Here is a 22,259-nt window from a genome sequence, read left to right as displayed (position 1 = left end):
GACAACAGAAAGGCGAGCGCATCCCCGACGACGCTCTCCTTTTCGCCGGACGAGACGCCTTTGGTCGGGCGTCTAAACACTCCGCGGCGCCCTGCCTCCCCCGCCCCCGGCCCGCCCCCTCCTCCCACTGTTGAGCGGAGGGGCCGTGACCGGTGCCGCCCGCCCCGCCACGGAGTGTCGGGCAGATCAGCGGGGCGGGCGACACTGACCGGGCGGCCGCACTGTTTGAGGGGGGAGCCGGCGGCCCGGTCTTCGCCTTGCGGCGAGAAGCACAGTCAAGCGGTACGGGGACGAGCACGGCAGAGTACGCGGACCGGAAGAACGAGTACTTCATTCACACCCCGTGCGAAATCCTCCCGTAGCCGAGGGGCGAGAGGTGGCTCGAGCCGAGGGACGCGGTGACTCGCAGAGGTTCTCCGCAGTGGTTCGGTCCGTACGAATTCGGCCACCGCTACGCTGAGTTCACCGCACTCGAGCCGAGCGGCCGGAGCGGACCGGAGCGACCGGAGCGGTCATGCAGCCCAACACCTTGCTCGACGCCCTGCTCGACGAAGCGGGCGTCTCGAACGCCGGCCTCGCCGCCCATGTGAACCGGGCCGGCCGGGCCCGGGGCCTCACCCTGCGCTACGAACACACCGCCGTGGCGCGCTGGTTGAAGGGCCAGCGGCCGCGCGGCCAGGTCCCGGACCTGATCTGCGAGGTGCTCGCCGCCCGGCTGCACCGGCAGGTGACCCTGGACGACATCGGCTTCGGTGTGCCCGACGGGCCCGTCCTCGCGGTCGGTTCACCGCTCTCCGGGTTCGTGGAGCGCGCGGCCGCCCTCTGGCGGTCCGACGAGCAGCAGCGGCCGCACATAGTCGCCGCACCCGCCGTGACCGGAACACCCGCGGTGATGCCCGTATGGGAGTGGGAGAACCCGCCGGAGGACGTGGACGTCTCCCGGATCGGCCGGACGACGGTCTCCGCCGCCGACATCACCGTGCTGAGCGCCGCCCGGTCCCACTACGAGCAGATGTACCGGAAGGCCGGGGGCATCGCGACCCGTGCCCGGATCGTCGGCTTCCTCACCGCCGAGACGGCGCCGCTGCTGCGGGGCTCGTACAGCGACGCCCTCGGCCGGCGGCTGCACCGTGCCACCGGCGGACTCGTCGCGGTGGCCGGCATCTGCGCGTACGACGCCGACGCGCACGGCCTCGCCCAGCGCTACTTCCACCAGGCACTGCGGCTCGCGAAGGCGAGCGGGGACCGGGGGCTCGGCGCCTATGTGATCGCGCTCCTCGTCAACCAGTCGCTGTTCATGGGGGAGTACCGGCAGGCGGTGGCGTTCGCGGAGGCGGCGCTGCGGACGGCCGGGCGGCAGATCACCCCGGCGCTCGCCGCCGACCTGACGGCGATGCAGGCGAAGGCGTACGCGCATCTGGGCGACGGCGCGGCCGCGCTGGCCTGCATCCGGCGGGCCGAGGCCGCGGCCGAGCGGATCAGTCCCGGGGACGAGCCGGCCGAGACGGGCTATGTCCAGCCGGGACTCGTCAACGTCCAGGTCGCCGAGGCCCTGCTCAGTCTGGGTGATCTCGCCGCGGCCCACGAGCACGCGTCGATGGCCGTCGGGGCGCCCTCGCACGACCGGGGGCGGGTGCACCGGCTCGCCATGCTGTGTCAGATCGAGCTGCGCCAGGGGGAGGCCGACGCGGCGGCGCGGACGGCCGTGGAGATGACCGAGCGGGCGCGGGGGATGGAGTCGCGACGGCTGCGCGACCGGCTGCGGCAGGTACGGGAGCACCTCCTGGCCAGCGGCGGAGGCGACGCCCGGGAAGCGGCGGTGCTGATTGACGGGGCGCTGCGCGTTCCCCTGTGAGCCGCGAACTGCTGCGATATTGCCACCAAACAAGCACCGACCAGTCGGAAGGTGGCAAGAACGTGCAGTGGACGAAACTGAGCGAACGCTCTGTCTATGAGAATCGCTGGTTCCAGGTGAACCTCGCGGACGTCGAACTCCCGGACGGCCGCCACCTCGACCACTATCTGATCCGGCTCCGCCCGGTCGCCGTCGCGACGGCCGTCAACGAGGCCGACGAAGTCCTGATGCTCTGGCGCCATCGCTTCATCACCGACAGCTGGGGCTGGGAACTGGCTGCCGGAGTCGTCGAGGACGGCGAGGAGATCGAAGCCGCCGCCGCCCGCGAGATGGAGGAGGAGACCGGCTGGCGGCCGGGGCCGCTGCGCCATCTCCTCACCGTCGAGCCCTCGAACGGCCTCACCGACGCCCGTCACCACCTCTACTGGGCGGAGACGGCCACCTACACCGGACCGCCCGAGGACGCCTTCGAGTCCTCACGGCGGGCCTGGGTGCCGCTGAAACAGGTCCCCGACATGATCGCCCGGGGCGAGATCCCGGCCGCGAACATGGCCGCGGGGCTGCTGATGCTCCACCATCTCCGGCTGGGGTGACGCGGCCGGGCGGCTGATGACCTGGGCCGAGGAACCTGCGAAAAGCCGGACGGCCCGTACCTGTGCGTGTGTACGGGCCGTCCGGTGTTCCAGGGGGATCAGGCGTACGGGTAGAAGCCCGAGCCCGTCTTCCGGCCGAGCCGGCCCGCGTCCACCATGCGCTGGAGCAGCGGGGGAGCGGCGTACAGCGGCTCCTTGAACTCGGAGTACATCGAGTCGGCGATCGACGCGATCGTGTCGAGGCCGATGAGGTCCGAGAGCTTCAGCGGGCCCATCGGGTGGGCGCAGCCGAACTCCATGCCGTTGTCGATGTCGTCACGGCTCGCGATGCCCGACTCGAACATCCGGATCGCGGAGAGCAGGTACGGCACGAGCAGCGCGTTGACCACGAAGCCGGAGCGGTCCTGCGCGCGGATCGCGTGCTTGCCGAGGGCCTTCTCCGCGAAGGCCTGGGCCCGGCTGATCGTGCCCTCGGAGGTGGTGAGGGCCGGGATCAGCTCGACGAGCTTCTGCACCGGGGCCGGGTTGAAGAAGTGGATGCCGATGACGTGGTCGGGGCGGGAGGTCGCCACGGCCAGCTTCACCAGCGGGATCGAGGAGGTGTTCGAGGCCAGGATGGCGTCCGGCCGGGTCATCACCTGGTCGAGGATCTGGAAGATCTCGGTCTTGACCTGCTCGTTCTCCACGACCGCCTCGATGACGAGGTCGCGGTCGGCGAACTCGCCCAGGTCGGTCGTGAAGCTGAGGCGGGCGAGCGTCGCGTCCCGCTCCTCCTCGCTGATCTTGCCGCGTTCGGCGGCCTTCGCCAGCGAGTTGTAGAGCCGTGTGCGGCCGATCTCCAGCGCTTCGCCGGTGGTCTCGGCGACCTTCACCTCAAGGCCGCTCCGGGCACACACCTCTGCGATGCCCGCGCCCATCTGGCCGCAGCCCACCACTCCGACGCGCTCAATGTCGGCCATGGAGTCCGTCACCTCGTGCCTTTCGCTCTTCTCTGGCGGCGGGGGCCCGTCTGATTCCGGTGCGTCCGCCTCGACCCCACGACGTTACCGCTCATTAACCGATGATCGATCGTCCGGGGCGGGCATGCTGTCCGGGTGGGTGTGACGTATCCGACACGGGAGGGGTACAAGTGCGGCCTATCGGCAGAAGAAGAGGCTTCGTGGCCGGGACGGCTGTCGGTGCCGCACCGGAGGGGCCCGAGAGCCCCACCGCCCGGTCCGAGTTCCGCGGTGTGTGGATCGCCACGGTCCACAACCGCGACTGGCCCTCCCGTACCGGTCTGACCGCCGAGGCCCAGCGCGCCGAGCTCCTCGCCCACCTGGACACCGCCGTCGAGCGCCGGCTCAACGCGGTGGTCCTCCAGGTCCGGCCCACCGCCGACGCGCTCTGGCCCTCGCCGTACGAACCGTGGACGGAGTTCCTCACCGGGACGCAGGGCCGCGACCCCGGCTGGGACCCGCTGGGCACGGCCGTCGAGGAGGCCCATGCGCGGGGGCTCGAACTGCACGCCTGGTTCAACCCGTACCGCGTGGCGAACCACACCGACCCGACCCGGCTCGTGGCCGGTCATCCGGCCCGGCTCCACCCCGAGTGGGTGCTGCCGTACGGCGGGAAGCTCTTCTACAACCCCGGGCTGCCGGAGGTCCGGCGGTTCATCCAGGACGCGATGCTGGACGCGCTGCGGCGCTACGACATCGACGCCGTGCACTGGGACGACTACTTCTATCCGTACCCGGTGGCGGGGGAGGTCTTCGCGGACGACGAGGCGTACGCGCGGTACGGCGCCGACTTCCCCGACCGGGCGTCCTGGCGGCGGAACAACACCGATCTGCTGGTCTCGGAGACGGCGGTCCGGATCAAGGCCGTCAAGCCGCACGTGGCCTTCGGCGTCAGTCCCTTCGGGGTCTGGCGGAACATCGCCGACGACCCGGAGGGTTCGGACACCCGGGCCGGCGTCGCCACCTACGACGACCTGTACGCCGACACCCGGAAGTGGATCCGGGAGGGCTGGATCGACTACGTGGTGCCCCAGCTGTACTGGCACATCGGTCTGCCCGCCGCCGACTACGCCACGCTGCTGCCCTGGTGGGACGCGGTGGTACGGGGCACCGGCGTCGGCCTCTACATCGGAGAGGCGCTCTACAAGGCGGGCGACCCTGCCCAGCCCGCCGCCTGGCAGGACCCGGGAGAACTGTCACGGCACCTGGAGCTGGCCGCCGCCCGTCCGTCGGTCGGCGGCCACTGCTTCTTCGCCGCCCTGGACGTCGCGAAGGACCCGATCGGGGCGATGGCCACCGTAGTGGCGGATCACTACCCGACCAGGGTCCGGGCGCCGGGACGGGACTGACCGGGCGAGGGGATCAGCTCGCGCCCGCCTCGGGGTGATGGCGTACGACGGTGTCGGGGCCCGGAGACATCAGGGCCTCGTGACCGTCGTCGTCGAACTTGACGCGGTACGGGGGCGTGCCGTTCTCCCCCAGTACTTGAAGGACCTCGGCCGTACGGTCGTGATGACCGACGGTCCGGCCGTGCACCAACAGTGTGTCGCCCACGTTCGCCTGCATCGGGGTGACCTCCTCGCGACCGGGCTCGTGCTGTTCGGGGGTTCTGTCTGCCATTGTGTCCCGGATCGTCCCGATCCGCTGAGCCGGCACCCCTTCGTGCGGACCCCTGTTCCGCCCGGCGTCAGCTCTTCGCCCGCTGGGTCACCGCGATGCAGACGAGCACCGCAACCGCCGCGAGCGGGGCGGCGAGCGGAAGGGTCTCGCCGAGCAGCACGACCGACCAGACGAGGGTGAGGAGCGGCTGCGCGAGCTGGAGCTGGCTCGCCTTGGGGATGCCGATCGAGGCCATGCCCCGGTACCAGACGTACAGGCCGAAGAAGGTGGAACCGGCCGCGACCCAGACCAGGCCGACGACGCCGTGGGCGTTCAGGTGGACCGGCTCCACGGACAGCGCCACGGCCGAGCCGACCACCATCAGCGGCAGACAGAGGATCAGGGCCCAGCCGATGACGTGCCAGCCCGGCATGAGCCGCGCCAGACGGCCGCCCTCGGTGTAGCCGGCCGCGCACACCAGAAGCGCACCGAACAGGTACAGGTCGCCCTGCGAGACGGCCCCGCCGCTCTGCTGGACGGTGAAGGCGAGGACGACGACCGCGCCCGACACGGCCGCGAGCCAGAAGGTACGGGACGGCCGGCGCTTGGTCCGCAGGGCGGCGAAGGTCGCCGTGGTCAGTGGCAGCAGGCCGACGACGACGGCGGCGTGCGAGGTGGTGGAGGTCTGCAGGGCCAGGGTCGTCAGGAGCGGGAAGCCGATGACGACTCCACCGGCGACCACGGCGAGGCCCGCCCAGTGGCGCCGCTCCGGCAGCGGCACCCGGCCGACGAGGAGGAACGCGCCCGCGACGAGGGCCGCGAGGGTGGAGCGCACGGCCACGAGCGACCAGGGGCCGAAGCTCTCCAGACCCCAGACGGTCGACGGGAACGTGAGCGAGAAGGCGACCACGCCGAGCGCGGCGAGCAGGGTGCCGCGGGGGAGCGGGTCGGCGCGGTTCCCGCTCGTGGCGGCGGCGTCGCGCGCGGCGGCCGTCGAGCCGCCGTCGGTGCTTCCCGCGTGGACGGTGCGTCCCGCGCCGCCGGTGCGGACGGTGTCTGCGTGCACGGTGCCACCTGCGCGGACGGTGCCGCCGGTGCGGTCCGCCGCGTTGACCGCTATCGTCGTGGTGGCAGTAGCGCTATCCTTTGCTCTCATGAGTGAGCGTAGCAGTGTGGCGGACCTGGCGCATTCCTTGAGGATGGAGCTGAACCGCTACTCGCCGGGTGGAAAGCTGCCGTCGAGTCGCGCCCTCGTGGAGCGCTATCGGGTTTCCCCGGTGACCGTCACCCGGGCCCTCGCGCAGCTCGCCGCCGAGGGTCTCGTCGTCACCCGTCCCGGCGCCGGCGCCTTCCGTGCCGAGCCCCGTACCGCCACCCCCGCCACCGGCGACACCTCCTGGCAGGAGGTCGCCCTCAGCGCCGACGCCGCCACCGAGCTCGTCCCCCGGGCCGTCGACGCCTCCGGCGTCCTCGTCACCCTGGCCGCCCCGCCGCCCGGCGTGGTCGAGTTCAACGGCGGCTACCTCCACCCCTCCCTCCAGCCGGAGCGGGCCCTCGCCGCCGCCCTCGCCCGTGCCGGACGCCGCCCCGGCGCCTGGGGCAGGCCGCCCACCGACGGCCTGCCCGAACTGCGCGAGTGGTTCGCCCGCGAGATCGGCGGCAGCGTCACCGCCGCCGACCTCCTCATCACCGCCGGCGGCCAGTCCGCCATCACCACCGCCCTGCGCGCCCTCGCCCCGCCCGGCACGCCCGTCCTCGTCGAGTCCCCGACCTACCCGGGCATGCTCGCCGTCGCCCGCGCGGCCGGACTGCGCCCGGTTCCCGTGCCCGCCGACGCCGACGGGGTCCGCCCCGAACTCCTCGAAGCCGCCTTCCGCGCCACCGGCGCCCGCGTCTTCGTCTGCCAGCCGCTCTTCCAGAACCCCACCGGGGCGGTGCTCGGCCCCGAGCGGCGCCGCGAGGTGCTCCGTATCGCCCGCGCCGCCGGAGCCTTCGTCGTCGAGGACGACTTCGCCCGCCGGCTCGTCCACGAGGACGCGCCGCCGCTCCCCGCGCCGCTCGCCGCCGAGGATCCCGACGGTGTCGTCGTCCACGTCTGCTCCCTCACCAAGGCCACCTCGCCGAGCCTGCGGGTCGGCGCCCTCGCCGCCCGCGGCCCCGTCCTCGAACGCCTCCGTGCCATCCAGGTCGTCGACAGCTTCTTCGTCCCCAGGCCGCTCCAGGAGGCCGCGCTCGAACTCGTCGGCTCGCCCGCCTGGCACCGTCATCTGCGGGCCGTCGCCCAGGAGCTCAAGAGCCGGCGGGAGGTACTGAGCGGCGCCCTCGCCCACCAGCTGCCCGCGTTCGCCCTGCCGCACATCCCGTTCGGGGGCTACCACCTCTGGCTCCGCCTCCCCGACAGCGTCCCGGAGGCGGCCCTGCTCGCCGCCGCCCTGCGGGCCGGTGTCGCCGCGGCCCCGGGCCGCCCGTACTTCTGCGCAGAACCCCCCGCCGGGCACATCCGGCTGAGTTTCGCGGGTGTCGCGGGTCCCACGGAGATCGTCGAGGGCGCGCGCCGCCTGCGGGCCGCGGTCGACGAGGTCACCGTCTGAGCGCCGGCGGAGGGCCGCGCGGGGGAGCCGACGGTCTCCCGCGCGGTGCCGGCGCCCTTCGGTCCGGGCAAATTCACCTGACAAGCCCAGGTGTCACTGGAACGCTTCGGGCATGAGCGACAGCGCCGCCACGGACACCCCCGTCATGCACGGGGCGTACGAGATCTCAGCCGACCCCGCGCGGATCGACGCCGCCCGGGTGCACCACTGGCTGTCCACGGACTCCTACTGGGCCCACGGCCGACCTCGGGAGAAGCAGGACCGGGCCATCACGGGCTCGCTCAACCTCGGTGCCTACGACCGCGAGACCGGCGAGATGGCGGCCTACGCCCGCGTCGTCACCGACTACGCCACCTTCGCCTGGCTCTGCGACGTCTACGTCGACCGCCCGGCCCGCGGCACCGGCCTCGGCACGGCGCTCGTCGCCGCCGTCCGCGACCACCTCGCGCCGTACGGACTGCGCCGCATCATGCTCGCCACGGCCGACGCGCACGGTGTGTACGAGAAGGTCGGTTTCACGCCACTGCAGAATCCGGACAAGTGGATGGCTCTCGGGCAGCAGTGAACCTGAGCCCCTCCGCCCCCGGGGAATGACCCCTTGACCTGCGGAGCCTCCGGCCTCACGATCGCGCCCATGGGTCTTCGGGTGACGCTCGTCACGGCGGCACGCAGCTCCTCCCTGCTCGCCGAACGCTTCGACGACGACCGGCCGCTCGACGAGGCCGGCTGGTACGAGGTGCAGCAGGCCGCGCCCGCGCTCATCACGCTCGGCGCGGCCGAACTGCGCTACTGCTCCCCGACCCCCCGCAGCCGCGCCACCGGCACCGCGCTGGGCTTCGCCCCCCTTGCCCAGCCCGCGCTCCGCGACTGCGACATGGGCCGCTGGCGCGGCCTGACCCTCGCCGAGGTCGCCGCCCTCGAACCGGCCGCCGTCGACGCCTGGCTCACCGACGCCCGCACCGCCCCGCACGGGGGCGAGCCCCTCCTCGCCTTCATCACCCGGATAGGGAACTGGCTCGACACCCGCCCGGCCGAGGACGGCGAGATCGTCGCCGTCGCCGAACCCTCCGTCGTACGGGCCGCCCTCGTGTACGCCCTGAAGGCGCCGCCCGCCACGTACTGGAACGTCGACGTCCGCCCCCTCTCGACCGTCACCCTCACCGGCCGCCCCGGCCTCTGGCACCTCCAGCTCGACGCGGCCCTGCGCTGACCGGCGCCCCGGCCCGCGCCGGGGGACGTGGCCCCGTACCCACGGTCGCGGCCCGGCGCAGGCGGACGAGGGTTCCGCCCAGACGGTCGTGGTTCCGTGCAGGCGGTCGTGGTTCCGCGCAGACGGTCATGCATCCCGGGCCGACCGGCATCGATCGGCCCGGGTCGGGCGCCTCCGAGCCGCCGATGCGCACGTGGCGGGGGGAGAGACCGCCCGCGACCGGCTAGCCTGAGAGCACGATGAACCGTTTGACCACGTCATGGGGCGCCTTCACGCTGACCCGCCATCCCGAGGACCCGCGCGATCAGCTGCGTGCCTGGGACGCGTCCGACGAGTACCTCCTGGGCCGGCTGGCCGAGGACGGCACCGACCTGTCCGGCACCGTCGCCGTCCTCGGCGACCGCTGGGGAGCACTCGTCACCGCACTCCAGGCCGCCGGCCCCGGGGAGCTCGTCCAGATCTCCGACTCGTACCTCGGCCGCCAGGCCACGCGGGCCAACCTCGCGCGCGCCGGTGCCGCCCCGGACGCCGTCCGGCTGCTCACCACCCAGGACCCGCCGCCCGAGCGGATCGACGTCCTCCTCGTCCGCGTCCCCAAGAGCCTCGCGCTCCTCGAGGACCAGCTGCACCGGCTCGCACCCGCCGTGCACGAGGGCACCGTCGTCGTCGGCACCGGCATGGTCAAGGAGATCCACACCTCCACCCTGCGGCTCTTCGAGCGGATCCTCGGGCCCACCCGCACCTCGCTCGCGGTCAAGAAGGCGCGGCTGATCCACACCACGCCCGACCCGGCCGTCACCCCGCGCCCGAACCCCTGGCCGCACCGCTACGACCTTCCGGCCGACACCCCCGCGCCCGGGCTGCCCGGTCTGACCGTCACCAACCACGCCGGGGTCTTCTGCGCCGACCGCCTCGACATCGGCACCCGCTTCCTCCTCGCGAACCTGCCCGGCGGCATCGGCCGGGTCCGCGTCGCCGACCTCGGCTGCGGCAACGGCGTGGTCGGTCTCGCCATCGCGCTGCACGAACCCGACGCGGAACTGATCTTCACCGACGAGTCGTACCAGGCGGTCGCCTCGGCCGAGGAGAACTTCCGTACGCACGTGGGCGACGCACGCAAGGCCGAGTTCCTCGTCGGCGACGGGCTCGCCGACGTGCCCGACGGGTCGGTGGACCTCGTCCTCAACAACCCGCCGTTCCACACCCACCAGGCCACCACCGACCGCACGGCCCGCCGGATGTTCTCCGACGCGCGCCGCGCGCTGCGGCCGGGCGGCGAGCTGTGGGTCATCGGCAACCGCCACCTCGGCTACCACGTCACCCTCCGCCGGATCTTCGGCAACAGCGAACTGGTCGCGAGCGACGCCAAGTTCGTGGTCCTGCGGGCGGTGCGGCAGGCTTAGGGAGCGACCGCCGGTGCAGGGGCCGAACGGCCCGGACCCCCGGCGCGACCCCACGACAGAAGGGGCACGGCCTTCGGGTCGCGCCCCTTCGTCATGCGCCCCAACCGCGCGAGCACAGGACGAGCTGATAGCCGTCGGGGTCCTCGACGGTCACGCCGTACTCGTCCCAGTACGGGTTGTGCGCGGCCACCCGCGTGCCGCCGGCGGCGAGCAGCCGCTCCACCTGCGCCTCCTCGACGGGCACCCCGAGGTAGACGACGAACAGGTCCTCGACCGTCGGGGCCGGCTCCACGGGCTGTTCGGGGTCGCGGGTCAGCTCGAAGTGCCAACCGCCGCCCTCGGGGCCGACCATGAGCAGGTCGTGCTTGCCGGACACCCGCTCGGTGGTCCGCCACTGCACCTCCAGCCCGAGCCCGTCGACGTAGAACCGCTCGGCGGCGGCGAGGTCCCGCGAGGGGCGGGCGATCCGCACCCGGGTCTGCGCATCGATGATCATGTCTCCAGGCTAGGCGGTGCCGCCTCCGGCCGTCCTCCGGGAGCACCTCCCTCCCGCGAACTCGACCCAGGACTCGACCCCGTTCGCCTCCCGTCCCGACCCGGATCGCGGACCCGACCTGGACCTCGACGTCGATCCCGCCCTTGACCAGGGCCTCGGCCTCGCCCCCGGGCTTGACCCTGACGCGCGGGTCAGGGTTTACGGTCCCGCCGACCCGACCGCCCCCTCCTCCTGGAGCGCCCCATGGCCACCCACCGCGAGATCCGGCTGCGCGACCGACCTGTGAGCGGTCTCCCCGGACCCGAGCACCTCGACCTCGTCCGTACGGCGGTTCCCGTGCCGGCGTCCGGTGAAATCCTCATCAGGAACCGCTGGTTCGCCGTATCCGCCGCGCTGCGCACCCTCATCGGCGGCGGGGTCGAAGGGGCCCCCTTCCCGTCCGTCCGACCGGGCGACGCGCTCTTCGGCGCGGCCGTCGGCGAGGTCGTGTCGGACACTCACGACGGTGGTCCCCGCCCCGGGGAGCTGGTCTCCCACTGGCAGGGCTGGCGCGAGTACGCGTGCGTGCCGGCAGCCGCCTGCACGCCGCTCGGTGAAACCCTGCCCGACCCGGTCGCCCATCTCTCCCAAGGGTGGACGGCGTACGCGGCCCTCACCCGGGGTGCGGAGGTGCGCGCGGGGGACACGGTCCTCGTGACCGGCGGGGCCGGAGCTGTCGGCACGATGGCCGGGCAGATCGCCCGGCTCCTCGGCGCGGGCCGGGTGGTCGGCAGCACCGGTTCGCCGGCCAAGGCCGCACGGCTCGTCTCCGAACTCGGTTACGACGCCGCAGTCGTCCGCGGTACGGACGTCCCGTTCGCGGCGCAGCTCGCCGGGGCCGCGCCGGAGGGCCTCGACGTCCTGCTCGACACCGTCGGCGGCGAGCAGTTGAGCGCGGCGGTGGCGGCGGCCCGCCCGGGGGCCCGAGCGGTGCTCGTCGGCGCGCTCTCCGGACAGCTCGACCCCGAGGGGACCGGCGCCACCGCGCCCGTGGAGCTGGATTCGTACTCCCTCGTCCTCAGGCGGGTCTCGCTGCGCGGCTTCAGCACGCTCGACCACCCGGAGACGGAGGGCGAGTGGCGGGCCCGTTTCGGCGACTGGCTCCGCACCGGGGCGATCACCTTCCCGCACGTACGGGTGGCGGGCATGGAACGGGCCGCCGGGGCGTTGCGTGAGGTGATGGAGGGGCGGCATCTGGGCGCGGTCGTGGTCGAGTTGCCCTGAGACGCCTCACTCCCCGGGGCGGTCTCGGCGTCACCCCGGCGACGGTGCGGGCGAAGGCGACGGAGGAGGTCGGGCGGCGTGCGGATCGGTGACGCGGCGGCAGCGGCGGGGACGACGCCCCGGGCCCTGCGCCTCTACGAGCAGCGCGGGCTCCTGCCACCACCGGTCCGCACCTCGACCGGCCAGCGGCTCTACGGTCCGGACGACGTGGCGCGCGTCCGGGTCGTGCGTGAACTCCTCGCCCTGGGCCTGACGATCGAGGACGTGCGCGCGTGCGTGGACCGTCTGCCCCTCCTCGACGTGGCTGCGCTGCGCTCCCGTCAGGTCCCGGAGGGCGTCTGCACGCAGGCGTCGCCGGTGGTGAGCCGCAGGATCGCGGCCCTCGACGAGGAGATCGCCCGCCTCACGCGACTGCGCGAGGAACTGGCGACCCGAGCCGCCCCACGACCCGAACCCCGCGCGGTGCGGCCGACCACCCGCCCGGGCCCGACGGGTCGAGGGCCCCGGCCCGGTCCCTGCCCCGGCCCCGCGAGCCGGGGCGGGGACCGGCCCGGCTCGTGAGGCCGACAACCGTGCCAGGCCGCCCCGCCAGGTCTCGAGAGCCGCCCCGCGCCGGGCCCCCTCGCCCGTCCCGGCCCGTCGTCCATGCCCCGTCATCCATCGGAGAAGACCAGGTCCAGGGCGCGTACCCGGCCCTCGCCGGTGGTGAGGGACACGGTGACGATCCGGTCCCGGCGGAGGGTGAACGCCACGGCGGAGACGGGCCGCCCGCCGACGAAGGCGACCGCCCCGACGGCCCCCTCGACCAGCGCGGGCCGGACCACGCCCGCGAACCGTGCGAACGCGGCCGCGCCCTCGGCGACGGCGGGTGCGCCGTGCACCGGGCCGCGCTCGGTGTGGGCGACCACGTCCGGGTCGAGGACGGCCGCGAGCGCACGGGCGTCACGCGCGCGTGCGGCGGCCAGGAACAGGTCCACCACCGCCCGCTGTCGCCCGACGCCGCCCTCGGTACGGGCCGTTCCGTGGCCCCGGACCCGCTCCCGGGCCCTCCGGGCCAGTCGCGCCACCTCCTCGGGGGAGTCGCCGGTGATACGGGCCGTCTCGGACGACGGCAGGCCGAACACGTCGTGCAGCACATAGGCGAGCCGCTCCTCGGCCCCCAGAGAATCCAGTACGAGGAACAGCGCGAGCCACACGGACTCGCCCCCGTCGCCGGCTCTGTCCTCGCCCCCGGCTCCGCTCCCGACTGCGGCTCCGGCTCCGCTCCCCGCTCGCGCTCCCACTCCGGGGTCGCCCCCGGCCGTGCTCAGGCGCCCGCTACCCTCGTCCGCCCGCCGCCCCCTTACGCACTCCCGCGTGACCAGCGCCGTCAGCCAGGCCCGTACCGACGCCCCGTCGTCCCGCCCCAGCTCCGCCCGCACCGCCGCGAGCGCCTCCTCGGCCTCGGCCTCCGAACCCGTCATCCGCAGGGCCACACGCCGCAGCCGCTCCTCGTGGGCGTCGAAACGCCCGGCCAGGACGGCGGGAAGGGTGTCGTCGTGCATGGCGCCTCACTCCTCATCGGTGCTGTCACCGCACTGACGCGAGGCTTCGCCCCGATGTGACGGCACCGGCCGCCGTCGGCGACGCCGGTCACGTACGGGCGCCCGTACGAGGGAGGCAGGGGCCCGGGCAGACGGAAAGGCCGGCTCGACGCGGGGGACGTCGAACCGGCCTTCCGGGGTGTCGAGCACGTGGTGCTCGACGGGGTGGTGCGGTCGGGCGGGCCCGGCCGGCGGCGCGGCCGGGCGGGAGGTGCCGGGTCAGTCGGTACCGAACTCCATCGCGGCGCGGTCCAGCATCTCGTCCTCGTCGGTGGCCTCGCCACGGGACGCGATGGCCTCCGCGCCGCCCTCGGGGAGCTCCGTCAGGGTGCCGATCAGGCCGGCCGCGGCCGCCTGGGCGGCACCGATCGCGGGGCTGCCGGTGCCGAGCAGACCGAGGCCCGCGTACTGCTCCAGCTTGGCGCGCGAGTCGGCGATGTCGAGGTTCCGCATGGTGAGCTGGCCGATCCGGTCCACCGGCCCGAAGGCCGAGTCCTCGGTGCGCTCCATGGACAGCTTGTCCGGGTGGTAGCTGAACGCCGGGCCGGTCGTGTCGAGGATCGAGTAGTCCTCGCCGCGCCGCAGCCGCAGCGTCACCTCGCCGGTGACGGCCGCGCCGACCCAGCGCTGGAGCGACTCACGGACCATCAGTGCCTGCGGGTCCAGCCACCGGCCCTCGTACATGAGTCGGCCGAGACGCCGTCCCTCGTTGTGGTACTGGGCGAGGGTGTCCTCGTTGTGGATGGCGTTGACCAGCCGCTCGTACGCGGCGTGCAGCAGGGCCATGCCGGGCGCCTCGTAGATGCCGCGGCTCTTGGCCTCGATGATCCGGTTCTCGATCTGGTCCGACATGCCCATGCCGTGGCGGCCGCCGATGGCGTTGGCCTCCATGACGAGGTCGACGGCGGAGGCGAACTCCTTGCCGTTGATGGACACGGGCCGGCCCTGCGCGAAGCCGATCGTGACGTCCTCGGTGTCGATCTCGACCGACGGGTCCCAGAAGCGGACGCCCATGATCGGCTCGACGGTCTCCACGCCGGTGTCGAGGTGCTCCAGCGTCTTGGCCTCATGGGTGGCGCCCCAGATGTTGGCGTCGGTGGAGTACGCCTTCTCCGTGCTGTCGCGGTACGGCAGGTCGTGGGCGACCAGCCACTCCGACATCTCCTTGCGGCCGCCGAGCTCCGTCACGAAGTCCGCGTCCAGCCAGGGCTTGTAGATCCGCAGGTGCGGGTTGGCGAGCAGGCCGTAGCGGTAGAACCGCTCGATGTCGTTGCCCTTGAAGGTCGAGCCGTCGCCCCAGATCTGGACGTTGTCCTCGAGCATCGCCCGCACGAGGAGGGTGCCGGTGACGGCACGGCCGAGGGGCGTGGTGTTGAAGTACGCGCGGCCGCCGGAGCGGATGTGGAACGCCCCGCACGTGAGTGCGGCAAGGCCCTCCTCGACCAGCGCGGCGCGGCAGTCGACCAGGCGCGCGATCTCGGCACCGTAGGTCTTGGCGCGGCCGGGCACCGAGGCGATGTCGGGCTCGTCGTACTGGCCGATGTCGGCGGTGTAGGTGCAGGGGATGGCGCCCTTGTCGCGCATCCATGCGACCGCGACGGAGGTGTCGAGGCCGCCGGAGAAGGCGATGCCGACGCGCTCGCCGGCGGGCAGGGAGGTGAGGACCTTGGACATAGGAAGAGTATGCATCATCTCGCATGGTCATGCAAAGGGGTGCCGGGGGACGAGCGTGGAATCGTCCCTTCCGGCACCCCGCACAGGATCAGCATGCGCGGCGGTGGCGGTCGGCGCATCCGGTCGTAGACCAGGGCCATCTCGCCCGGCTCCCCGGTCTCCCGGCGGGTGAGCCGCCACCGTGAACCGGGCGGACCGTCCTCGAGGTCGGCGGACTCCACCGTGCTGTCGGCGATCAGGCGGCGGACGTCGAGGTCCGTGCCGTCGCCGGTGGGTCGGAGGCCGAAGTCGACGTGGGCCGTGAAGGCGGCGCTGCCGTCGGGGGGCCGGGGTGGGAGCCGGTGCGTGAGCCGCTCGTCAGGGGTGGCGACGTCGACGACGCCGTCCCCGCGCCCGGCGGCCGGGTCGGAGCCGCCGGATCCCGCGGAGCCCCCGGCGCCGCCGGCGCCGTCCGGGCCCTCGCTGCCCGCGGAGGCGATGCCGTCCGGGCTCCCGGTGTCCTCGGCGTCGCGGTACTCCAGGAGGATTCGCCCGCCCGGCCGGGCCTCGAAGGCGAGGTCCGAGACGCGCGGCTCGTCGGGTGCCCACCCGTGGGCGAGCAGGGCGGCCTCGGTCAGGGAGTGTCGTTGCATAAAACTGCTGAGATACGTATAGTCATGCCATCCATGAGGAGGGTTTCGATGACGGTACGAGTAGCAGTGGCGGGTGCGAGCGGATACGCGGGCGGAGAGCTCCTGCGTCTCCTTCTCGCCCACCCCCACGTGGAGATCGGCGCCCTGACCGGCCACTCCAACGCCGGCCAGCGGCTCGGGGCCCTCCAGCCCCATCTGCTGCCGCTCGCCGACCGCGTCCTCGTGCCCACCACCGCCGACGAGCTCACCGGTCACGACGTCGTGTTCCTCGCCCTGCCGCACGGCCAGTCCGCCGCCGTCGCCGAGCAGCTCGGCCCGGACGTCCTCGTCGTCGACATGGGTGCCGACTTCCGGCTCGAGGAGCCCGCGGACTGGGAGACGTACTACGGCTCCCCGCACGCCGGCACCTGGCCGTACGGCCTTCCCGAACTGCCGGGAGCCCGGGCCGCCCTCGCGGGGTCCAAGCGGGTCGCCGTGCCCGGCTGCTACCCGACCGCTGTCTCGCTCGCGCTCTTCCCCGCGTACGAGAACGGGCTGGCCGAGCCCGAGGCCGTGATCGTCGCGGCCTCCGGCACCTCCGGCGCCGGCAAGGCGGCCAAGCCGCACCTGCTCGGCAGCGAGGTCATGGGCAGCATGTCGCCGTACGGCGTCGGCGGCGGCCACCGGCACACCCCCGAGATGATCCAGAACCTCAGCGGACCGGCGGGGGAGCGGGTCACCGTCTCCTTCACGCCGACCCTGGCGCCGATGCCCCGCGGCATCCTCGCCACCTGCACCGCCACCGCGAAGCCGGGCGTCACCGCCGAGACCGTGCGGGCCGCGTACGAGAAGGCCTTCGCGGACGAGCCCTTCGTCCATCTGCTCCCCGAGGGGCAGTGGCCGGCGACGGCGTCCGTCTACGGTTCCAACGCCGTTCAGGTACAGGTCGCGTACGACGCGGCGGCGAACCGGATCATCGCGATCAGCGCCATCGACAATCTCACCAAGGGCACCGCCGGTGGCGCGGTGCAGAGCATGAACATCGCCCTCGGCCTCCCCGAGAGCACCGGACTTTCCACGATTGGAGTGGCGCCGTGAGTGTCACCGCAGCGAAGGGATTCACGGCGGCGGGCATCGCCGCCGGGATCAAGCAGAACGGCAACCCGGACCTGGCCCTCGTGGTCAACACCGGGCCCCGCCGCGCCGCCGCGGGAGTCTTCACCTCCAACCGCGTCAAGGCCGCCCCCGTCGTCTGGTCCCAGCAGGTCCTCGCCGACGGAGAGCTGACCGCCGTCGTCCTCAACTCCGGCGGCGCCAACGCCTGCACCGGCCCCCAGGGCTTCCAGGACACCCACGCCACCGCCGAGAAGGTCGCCGAGGTGCTCAGCGCCCAGGGCGCGGACGTCGGCGCGGGCGAGATCGCCGTCGCCTCCACCGGCCTCATCGGCCTCCTGCTCCCCATGGACAAGCTGCTCCCCGGCGTCGAGAAGGCCGCGGCCGAGCTGTCCCCGCACGGCGGCGAGAAGGCCGCCATCGCCATCAAGACCACCGACACCGTCCACAAGACCTCCGTGGTGACGCAGGACGGCCCCGGCGGCAGCTGGACCGTCGGCGGCATGGCCAAGGGCGCCGGCATGCTCGCCCCCGGCCTCGCCACCATGCTCGTCGTCCTCACCACCGACGCCGACGTCGACAGCGCGGGCCTGGACAGTGCCCTGCGGGGCGCAACCCGCGTCACCTTCGACCGGGTCGACTCCGACGGCTGCATGTCCACCAACGACACCGTCCTCCTCCTCGCCTCCGGCTCCTCCGGCGTCACGCCCGAGCAGGACGCGTTCACCGGAGCCGTGCGGGAGGTCTGCGACGACCTCGCCCGTCAGCTCATCGGCGATGCCGAGGGCGCCAGCAAGGACATCCGCATCGAGGTGATCAACGCCGCGACCGAGGACGACGCCGTCGAGGTGGGCCGGTCCATCGCCCGTAACAACCTCCTCAAGTGCGCCATCCACGGCGAGGACCCCAACTGGGGCCGGGTGCTCTCCGCCATCGGCACCACGGCGGCGGCCTTCGCGCCCGACGAGCTCAACGTCGCCATCAACGGCGTCTGGGTCTGCAAGAACGGCTCCGTCGGCGAGGACCGCGACCTCGTGGACATGCGCTACCGGGAGGTCACCATCACCGCCGACCTCGCCGCCGGCACCGAGTCCGCCGTCATCTGGGCGAACGACCTCACCGCCGACTACGTCCACGAGAACAGCGCGTACTCGTCATGAGCGACCCCCAGACCCCCCAGAACCCTCAGGCCCCAGAGACTCCTGAGACTGCGCAGGCCCCCGAGAGCACGACCCGGAAGCACACCGCGCTCCCCAAGGCCCAGATCCTCATCGAGGCCCTGCCCTGGCTCACGCGGCACAACGGCAAGACGGTCGTCATCAAGTTCGGCGGCAACGCCATGATCGACGAGGACCTGAAGGCCGCCTTCGCCCAGGACGTCGTCTTCCTGCGCCAGGCCGGCCTCAAGCCGGTCGTCGTGCACGGCGGCGGCCCCCAGATCAGCGCCGCCCTCGACCGGCACGGCATCGTCAGCGAGTTCAAGGCAGGCCTGCGGGTCACCACCGAGGACGCCATGGACGTCGTACGGATGGTCCTCGCCGGCCAGGTCCAGCGCGAGCTCGTCGGGCTGCTCAACCAGCACGGCCCGCTCGCCGTCGGTCTCACCGGCGAGGACGCCCACACCATCACCGCGACCAAGCACCGGCCGGTCATCGCCGGCGAGCAGGTCGACATCGGCCGGGTCGGTGAGATCACCGCCATCGACACCGGCGCCATCCAGGCCCTCCTGGAGGACGGCCGGATCCCGGTCATCTCCTCCATCGCCCGCTCCCAGGACGACGGACATGTCTACAACGTCAATGCTGATACGGCGGCTGCGGCACTCGCTGCTGCGCTGGGCGCCGAGACGCTGATGGTCCTGACCGACGTCGAGGGCCTCTACGAGGACTGGCCGCACAGCGACGAGGTCATCAGCCGGCTCACCGCGAGCCAGCTGGAGAAGCTGCTGCCCGAGCTCTCCAGCGGCATGGTCCCCAAGATGGAGGGCTGCCTGCACGCCGTACGCAACGGGGTCACCACGGCCCGCGTGATCGACGGCCGGGTCCAGCACTCGATCCTGCTGGAGATCTTCACCGACGAGGGCATCGGCACGATGGTCGTGCCGGACGGACAGGGGGACTGATGAGCGGCACCACGGAGCCCGGCAACGAGCAGCTGACCCAGCGGTGGCAGGGCTCGCTGATGAACAACTACGGCACCCCCCGGCTGCCCCTCGTCCGCGGTGACGGCGCCAGGGTCTGGGACGCCGACGGCAACGAGTACCTGGACTTCGTCGGCGGCATCGCGGTCAACGCCCTCGGGCACGGCCACCCGGCGGTCGTCGAGGCGGTCACCCGGCAGATCCGGACCCTCGGCCATGTCTCCAACCTCTTCGTCGCCGAGCCGCCCGTCGCCCTCGCCGAGCGGCTCCTCGCCCTCTTCGGCCGGCCCGGCAAGGTGTTCTTCTGCAACTCGGGCGCCGAGGCCGTCGAAGGCGCCTTCAAGATCGGCCGGCTCACCGGCCGGTCCCACATGGTCGCCACCCGGGGCGGCTTCCACGGCCGGACCATGGGCTCCCTGGCGCTCACCGGCCAGCCCGGCAAGCAGACCCCGTTCCTGCCGCTGCCCGGCGACGTGACACATGTGCCGTACGGGGACGTGGAGGCGCTGCGCGCCGCCGTCACCGAGGACACCGCCCTCGTGATCATCGAGCCCATCCAGGGTGAGAACGGCGTCGTCGTCCCGCCGGCCGGCTATCTGAAGGCGGCCCGGGAGATCACCCGCGCCACCGGCACCCTCCTCGTCCTCGACGAGGTGCAGACCGGCATCGGCCGCTGCGGCCACTGGTTCGAGTACCAGGCCCACGAGGGCGTCGAGCCCGATGTCGTGACCCTGGCCAAGGGCCTCGGCGGCGGCCTCCCGCTCGGCGCGACCGTCGCCTTCGGCCCCGCCGCGGACCTCTTCGCGCCCGGCCACCACGGCACCACCTTCGGTGGCAACCCGGTCGCCTGCGCCGCCGGAATCGCCGTTCTCGACACCCTCGGCGCCGACGCGGCCCTCGACCACGTGAAGGCGGTCGGGGAGCGGCTGAGGCAGGGAATCGAAGGTCTGAACCACCCTCTGGTCTCCCACGTCCGTGGTGCGGGCCTCCTGCTGGGTATCGTGCTCACGGAGTCCCTCGCACCTCAGGTGCAGCAGGCGGCTCAGGACGCCGGCCTCCTGGTGAACGCGCCCGCCCCCGATGTCGTACGGATCATGCCTCCGCTGGTCCTCACCGACGCCGAGGCGGACGCCTTCCTCCAGGCCCTGCCCGGAGTCCTCGACGTGGCGAACGGGCAAGGACGAACCGGAGAATGAGACGACGATGACCGACGCGCAGGAGAACGAGCACGGAGGGCCGTCGGTTCCGCAGACCCGCACCGCTCGCCACCGCAGGATCGTCGACATCCTCAACCGGCAGCCGGTGCGCTCGCAGAGCCAGCTCGCCAAGCTCCTCGCGGACGACGGGCTGAGCGTCACCCAGGCGACGCTCTCCCGCGACCTCGACGAGCTGGGCGCGGTGAAGATCCGCAACACCGGCGGCGAGCTGATCTACGCGGTGCCGAGCGAGGGCGGCTTCCGCACCCCGCAGGCCCCGCTCGGCGAGTCCGCGAAGGAGGAGCGCATGCGGCGCCTCTCCGGCGAACTGCTGATCTCCGCCGAGGCCTCGGCCAACCTTGTGGTCCTGCGGACCCCGCCGGGCGCCGCACAGTTCCTCGCGTCGGCCATCGACCAGGCCGAACTGCACGCGATCCTCGGCACGATCGCGGGCGACGACACCCTGCTGCTCATCAGCCGTGACCCGGCGGGCGGCCAGGCGCTCGCGGACCACCTGCTGAAGCTGGCTCAGAAGTAGGCACGACTCAGTAGCGCGTGATCGCCGTCGGACCGCCCCGCGTTCCGACGGCGATGTGCGGTCGGCGCGCGGGATCGGCCCAGGCGAGCACCGCGCGCATCGCGTCCGCCGGGACGGACACACAACCCGCGGTCGCCCCGCGCCCGTTGACGTGCAGGAAGATCCCGGCGCCGCGTCCGCGGACCGGCCGGTCGTAGTTGAAGCCGATGACGAGCCCGTGCGCGTACTGACGGCGGTACGTGACCATGTGCTCGGCCTCGGCGGCCCGGCAGTCCCGGGGGAGGCCCTCGACCCAGCGGTTGTACGCGCGGGAGTCGTTGTCCTGGCACCACCAGGACCGCTGGGTCACGCGCGCGTAGCGGTACGAGGTCCCCGCGGGCGCGGGCTCGATCCCGAAGGCGTACGGCAGCCGGTAGAGCCCGGTGGGCGTGGTGTTCGTGCCCTGCCGCCGCCGCTCGCCCTCGGCGAGCCCCTTCGCCCCGAACCGGGCGGGCGCCGACCCGGCCCTCACCCACCGGCCGTCGCGCCGGTCCCACCAGCTCAGGGTGCCGCTGGTGGCCCGGGTGTCCGTGGCCTCCGCGGTGATCAGCTGGGAGCCGCCGCCCGTGTCGGCCATCCGCGCGGGCAGCGGTGCGGGCGCGGGGGCCGCGGGTGCGGGCACGGCGCCCAGGGAGAGCAGGGCGGCGCCGAGCAGCAGAAGGTTGCGCATGGCGGTGAGGCTAGGGCGTGGGGGCGTGCCACGCGTGGATGGCGGGGCCGGGCGGCGGGCCGTGGTTACGTGGCGGGCAGCGGCGGCAGGGGCAGCGGCAGGGCGGGCAGCCCGTCGAGGCTGTCGGCGATGTGGTCCTTGCCCTCGCAGTACGTGTTGAACTCCTCGTCCGTCTTCCGGTTGAAGTACTCGGCGTGCAGGGTTCGTTCCTCCTGGTACTCCATCAGCGGGACGGCGAACCCGCAGGCGTCGCTGACCCGTCGGGCGTGGACGACGACGATCGCCCGCGCGCTGCCCTGGCCCTCGACGGCCTCGGCGGGGAACCGGGCGAACAGTTCGGGCCAGCGCGGGTCGTCCCGGAACACGGCCTCGCCGGTGCCGTGCACACGCACGACGGTCGGCGGGCCGGAGAACGCGGTCCACATGAGGGTGATCCGCCCGTTCCCCGGCTCCCGCAGATGAGCGATGGTCTCGGCGCTGCTGCCTCCGAAGTCGACGTAGGCGAGGGTCAGTTCGTCGAGCACCACGAGCGTGCCCCGGCGGCCCTTGGGGGAGAGGTTCACATGACCGTCCCCGGAGAGGGGCGCGGTGGCGGTGAAGTACACCGGCTGGGCCTCTATGAAGGCCCGGAGCCGCCCGTCGATACGTTCGTACGTTTTTCCCATGGCCTGATTCTCTCGGACAGGT

The 22,259-nt window shown here is 73.0% G+C and carries 23 protein-coding genes; 14 read left to right on the top strand and 9 right to left on the bottom strand.

Going from position 1 to position 22,259, the window contains the following annotated elements:
- The first annotated feature begins 514 nt into the window (after positions 1 to 514).
- Together ACZ4XX_RS20710 and ACZ4XX_RS20705 are read left to right on the top strand one after the other, a co-directional pair.
- Positions 515 to 1,855, top strand: coding sequence for a transcriptional regulator (locus ACZ4XX_RS20710; protein ID WP_468509306.1), 1,341 nt, complete (start codon positions 515 to 517; stop codon positions 1,853 to 1,855).
- Positions 1,856 to 1,917: 62 nt separating this feature from the next.
- Positions 1,918 to 2,448: an NUDIX domain-containing protein gene (locus ACZ4XX_RS20705; RefSeq protein ID WP_030316110.1), complete on the top strand. Its 531-nt coding sequence runs from the start codon at positions 1,918 to 1,920 to the stop codon at positions 2,446 to 2,448.
- Positions 2,449 to 2,546: 98 nt separating this feature from the next.
- On the opposite strand, the gene ACZ4XX_RS20700 is transcribed toward ACZ4XX_RS20705, so the two are convergent.
- Positions 2,547 to 3,407: a 3-hydroxybutyryl-CoA dehydrogenase gene (locus tag ACZ4XX_RS20700; protein WP_468509305.1), complete on the bottom strand. Its 861-nt coding sequence runs from the start codon at positions 3,405 to 3,407 to the stop codon at positions 2,547 to 2,549.
- A 200-nt stretch (positions 3,408 to 3,607) separates the two neighbouring features.
- Between ACZ4XX_RS20700 and ACZ4XX_RS20695 the strand changes: the two genes are divergently transcribed.
- Positions 3,608 to 4,795: a glycoside hydrolase family 10-like protein gene (locus ACZ4XX_RS20695; protein ID WP_468509304.1), complete on the top strand. Its 1,188-nt coding sequence runs from the start codon at positions 3,608 to 3,610 to the stop codon at positions 4,793 to 4,795.
- A 13-nt stretch (positions 4,796 to 4,808) separates the two neighbouring features.
- Here the strand turns inward: ACZ4XX_RS20695 and ACZ4XX_RS20690 are convergent, their stop codons facing one another.
- Positions 4,809 to 5,012 (bottom strand): DUF1918 domain-containing protein, encoded by a 204-nt coding sequence (locus ACZ4XX_RS20690; protein WP_468509321.1) that lies wholly within the window; start codon positions 5,010 to 5,012, stop codon positions 4,809 to 4,811.
- Positions 5,013 to 5,133: 121 nt separating this feature from the next.
- Positions 5,134 to 6,201 carry a DMT family transporter gene (locus ACZ4XX_RS20685; RefSeq protein WP_468509303.1) on the bottom strand — a complete coding sequence of 356 codons (1,068 nt, stop codon included), beginning with the start codon at positions 6,199 to 6,201 and terminating at the stop codon, positions 5,134 to 5,136.
- Between ACZ4XX_RS20685 and ACZ4XX_RS20680 the strand changes: the two genes are divergently transcribed.
- The 4 genes from ACZ4XX_RS20680 (at position 6,200) to ACZ4XX_RS20665 (ending at position 10,249) form a co-directional block, all read left to right on the top strand.
- Positions 6,200 to 7,636, top strand: a complete 1,437-nt coding sequence (locus tag ACZ4XX_RS20680) for an aminotransferase-like domain-containing protein (protein WP_468509302.1) — start codon at positions 6,200 to 6,202, stop codon at positions 7,634 to 7,636. The genes ACZ4XX_RS20685 and ACZ4XX_RS20680 overlap by 2 nt on opposite strands.
- 112 nt (positions 7,637 to 7,748) lie before the next feature.
- Positions 7,749 to 8,201: a GNAT family N-acetyltransferase gene (locus ACZ4XX_RS20675; RefSeq protein WP_468509301.1), complete on the top strand. Its 453-nt coding sequence runs from the start codon at positions 7,749 to 7,751 to the stop codon at positions 8,199 to 8,201.
- Positions 8,202 to 8,270: 69 nt separating this feature from the next.
- Positions 8,271 to 8,846 carry a histidine phosphatase family protein gene (locus tag ACZ4XX_RS20670; RefSeq protein ID WP_468509300.1) on the top strand — a complete coding sequence of 192 codons (576 nt, stop codon included), beginning with the start codon at positions 8,271 to 8,273 and terminating at the stop codon, positions 8,844 to 8,846.
- Positions 8,847 to 9,085: 239 nt separating this feature from the next.
- Positions 9,086 to 10,249, top strand: a complete 1,164-nt coding sequence (locus tag ACZ4XX_RS20665; protein WP_468509299.1) for a methyltransferase — start codon at positions 9,086 to 9,088, stop codon at positions 10,247 to 10,249.
- A gap of 91 nt (positions 10,250 to 10,340) precedes the next feature.
- Here the strand turns inward: ACZ4XX_RS20665 and ACZ4XX_RS20660 are convergent, their stop codons facing one another.
- Positions 10,341 to 10,745 (bottom strand): VOC family protein, encoded by a 405-nt coding sequence (locus tag ACZ4XX_RS20660; RefSeq protein ID WP_468509298.1) that lies wholly within the window; start codon positions 10,743 to 10,745, stop codon positions 10,341 to 10,343.
- Positions 10,746 to 10,988: 243 nt separating this feature from the next.
- On the opposite strand from ACZ4XX_RS20660, the gene ACZ4XX_RS20655 reads away from it, so the two are divergent.
- Together ACZ4XX_RS20655 and ACZ4XX_RS20650 are read left to right on the top strand one after the other, a co-directional pair.
- Positions 10,989 to 12,008: an MDR family NADP-dependent oxidoreductase gene (locus ACZ4XX_RS20655; protein ID WP_468509297.1), complete on the top strand. Its 1,020-nt coding sequence runs from the start codon at positions 10,989 to 10,991 to the stop codon at positions 12,006 to 12,008.
- Between the two features lie 78 nt (positions 12,009 to 12,086).
- The gene (locus ACZ4XX_RS20650) at positions 12,087 to 12,569 is read left to right on the top strand and encodes a MerR family transcriptional regulator (RefSeq protein WP_468509296.1); all 483 of its coding nucleotides are present in this window, start codon (positions 12,087 to 12,089) and stop codon (positions 12,567 to 12,569) included.
- A 92-nt stretch (positions 12,570 to 12,661) separates the two neighbouring features.
- Here ACZ4XX_RS20650 and ACZ4XX_RS20645 read toward each other — a convergent pair whose 3' ends face one another.
- From ACZ4XX_RS20645 to ACZ4XX_RS20635, 3 genes are all read right to left on the bottom strand, one after another.
- Complete coding sequence (locus ACZ4XX_RS20645; RefSeq protein ID WP_468509295.1) at positions 12,662 to 13,552, bottom strand: sigma factor-like helix-turn-helix DNA-binding protein; 891 nt, start codon at positions 13,550 to 13,552, stop codon at positions 12,662 to 12,664.
- A 258-nt stretch (positions 13,553 to 13,810) separates the two neighbouring features.
- On the bottom strand, positions 13,811 to 15,265 hold the full coding sequence (gene argG, locus ACZ4XX_RS20640; RefSeq protein WP_395359743.1) for an argininosuccinate synthase: 1,455 nt from the start codon (positions 15,263 to 15,265) through the stop codon (positions 13,811 to 13,813).
- Between the two features lie 14 nt (positions 15,266 to 15,279).
- Positions 15,280 to 15,897, bottom strand: coding sequence for an SRPBCC family protein (locus ACZ4XX_RS20635; protein ID WP_468509294.1), 618 nt, complete (start codon positions 15,895 to 15,897; stop codon positions 15,280 to 15,282).
- A gap of 48 nt (positions 15,898 to 15,945) precedes the next feature.
- On the opposite strand from ACZ4XX_RS20635, the gene argC reads away from it, so the two are divergent.
- From argC to ACZ4XX_RS20610, 5 genes are read left to right on the top strand one after another with little or no spacing between them, the layout of a single operon-like run.
- On the top strand, positions 15,946 to 16,974 hold the full coding sequence (gene argC, locus ACZ4XX_RS20630; protein WP_468509293.1) for an N-acetyl-gamma-glutamyl-phosphate reductase: 1,029 nt from the start codon (positions 15,946 to 15,948) through the stop codon (positions 16,972 to 16,974).
- Positions 16,971 to 18,149, top strand: a complete 1,179-nt coding sequence (gene argJ, locus ACZ4XX_RS20625; protein WP_468509292.1) for a bifunctional glutamate N-acetyltransferase/amino-acid acetyltransferase ArgJ — start codon at positions 16,971 to 16,973, stop codon at positions 18,147 to 18,149. Before argC ends, argJ begins: the two co-directional genes overlap by 4 nt.
- A complete protein-coding gene (gene argB / locus ACZ4XX_RS20620; protein ID WP_468509291.1) occupies positions 18,146 to 19,111 on the top strand; it encodes an acetylglutamate kinase in 966 nt (321 codons plus the stop codon). The genes argJ and argB overlap by 4 nt, the downstream gene beginning before the upstream one ends.
- Positions 19,111 to 20,325: an acetylornithine transaminase gene (locus tag ACZ4XX_RS20615; RefSeq protein ID WP_468509290.1), complete on the top strand. Its 1,215-nt coding sequence runs from the start codon at positions 19,111 to 19,113 to the stop codon at positions 20,323 to 20,325. The genes argB and ACZ4XX_RS20615 overlap by 1 nt, the downstream gene beginning before the upstream one ends.
- Positions 20,326 to 20,332: 7 nt before the next feature.
- Positions 20,333 to 20,863: an arginine repressor gene (locus ACZ4XX_RS20610; protein WP_030316147.1), complete on the top strand. Its 531-nt coding sequence runs from the start codon at positions 20,333 to 20,335 to the stop codon at positions 20,861 to 20,863.
- Between the two features lie 7 nt (positions 20,864 to 20,870).
- Here ACZ4XX_RS20610 and ACZ4XX_RS20605 read toward each other — a convergent pair whose 3' ends face one another.
- Together ACZ4XX_RS20605 and ACZ4XX_RS20600 are read right to left on the bottom strand one after the other, a co-directional pair.
- Entirely contained in the window at positions 20,871 to 21,572 is a 702-nt protein-coding gene (locus ACZ4XX_RS20605) for a L,D-transpeptidase family protein (protein WP_468509289.1), read from the bottom strand.
- A 65-nt stretch (positions 21,573 to 21,637) separates the two neighbouring features.
- Positions 21,638 to 22,237 carry a pyridoxamine 5'-phosphate oxidase family protein gene (locus ACZ4XX_RS20600; RefSeq protein WP_468509288.1) on the bottom strand — a complete coding sequence of 200 codons (600 nt, stop codon included), beginning with the start codon at positions 22,235 to 22,237 and terminating at the stop codon, positions 21,638 to 21,640.
- Between the last annotated feature and the right edge of the window lie 22 nt (positions 22,238 to 22,259).

It is taken from the genome of Streptomyces sp. NPDC029956 (assembly GCF_055574655.1).
Note: the sequence above shows the minus strand (reverse complement) of the source record. Positions and strands in the feature narration are given on the sequence as shown.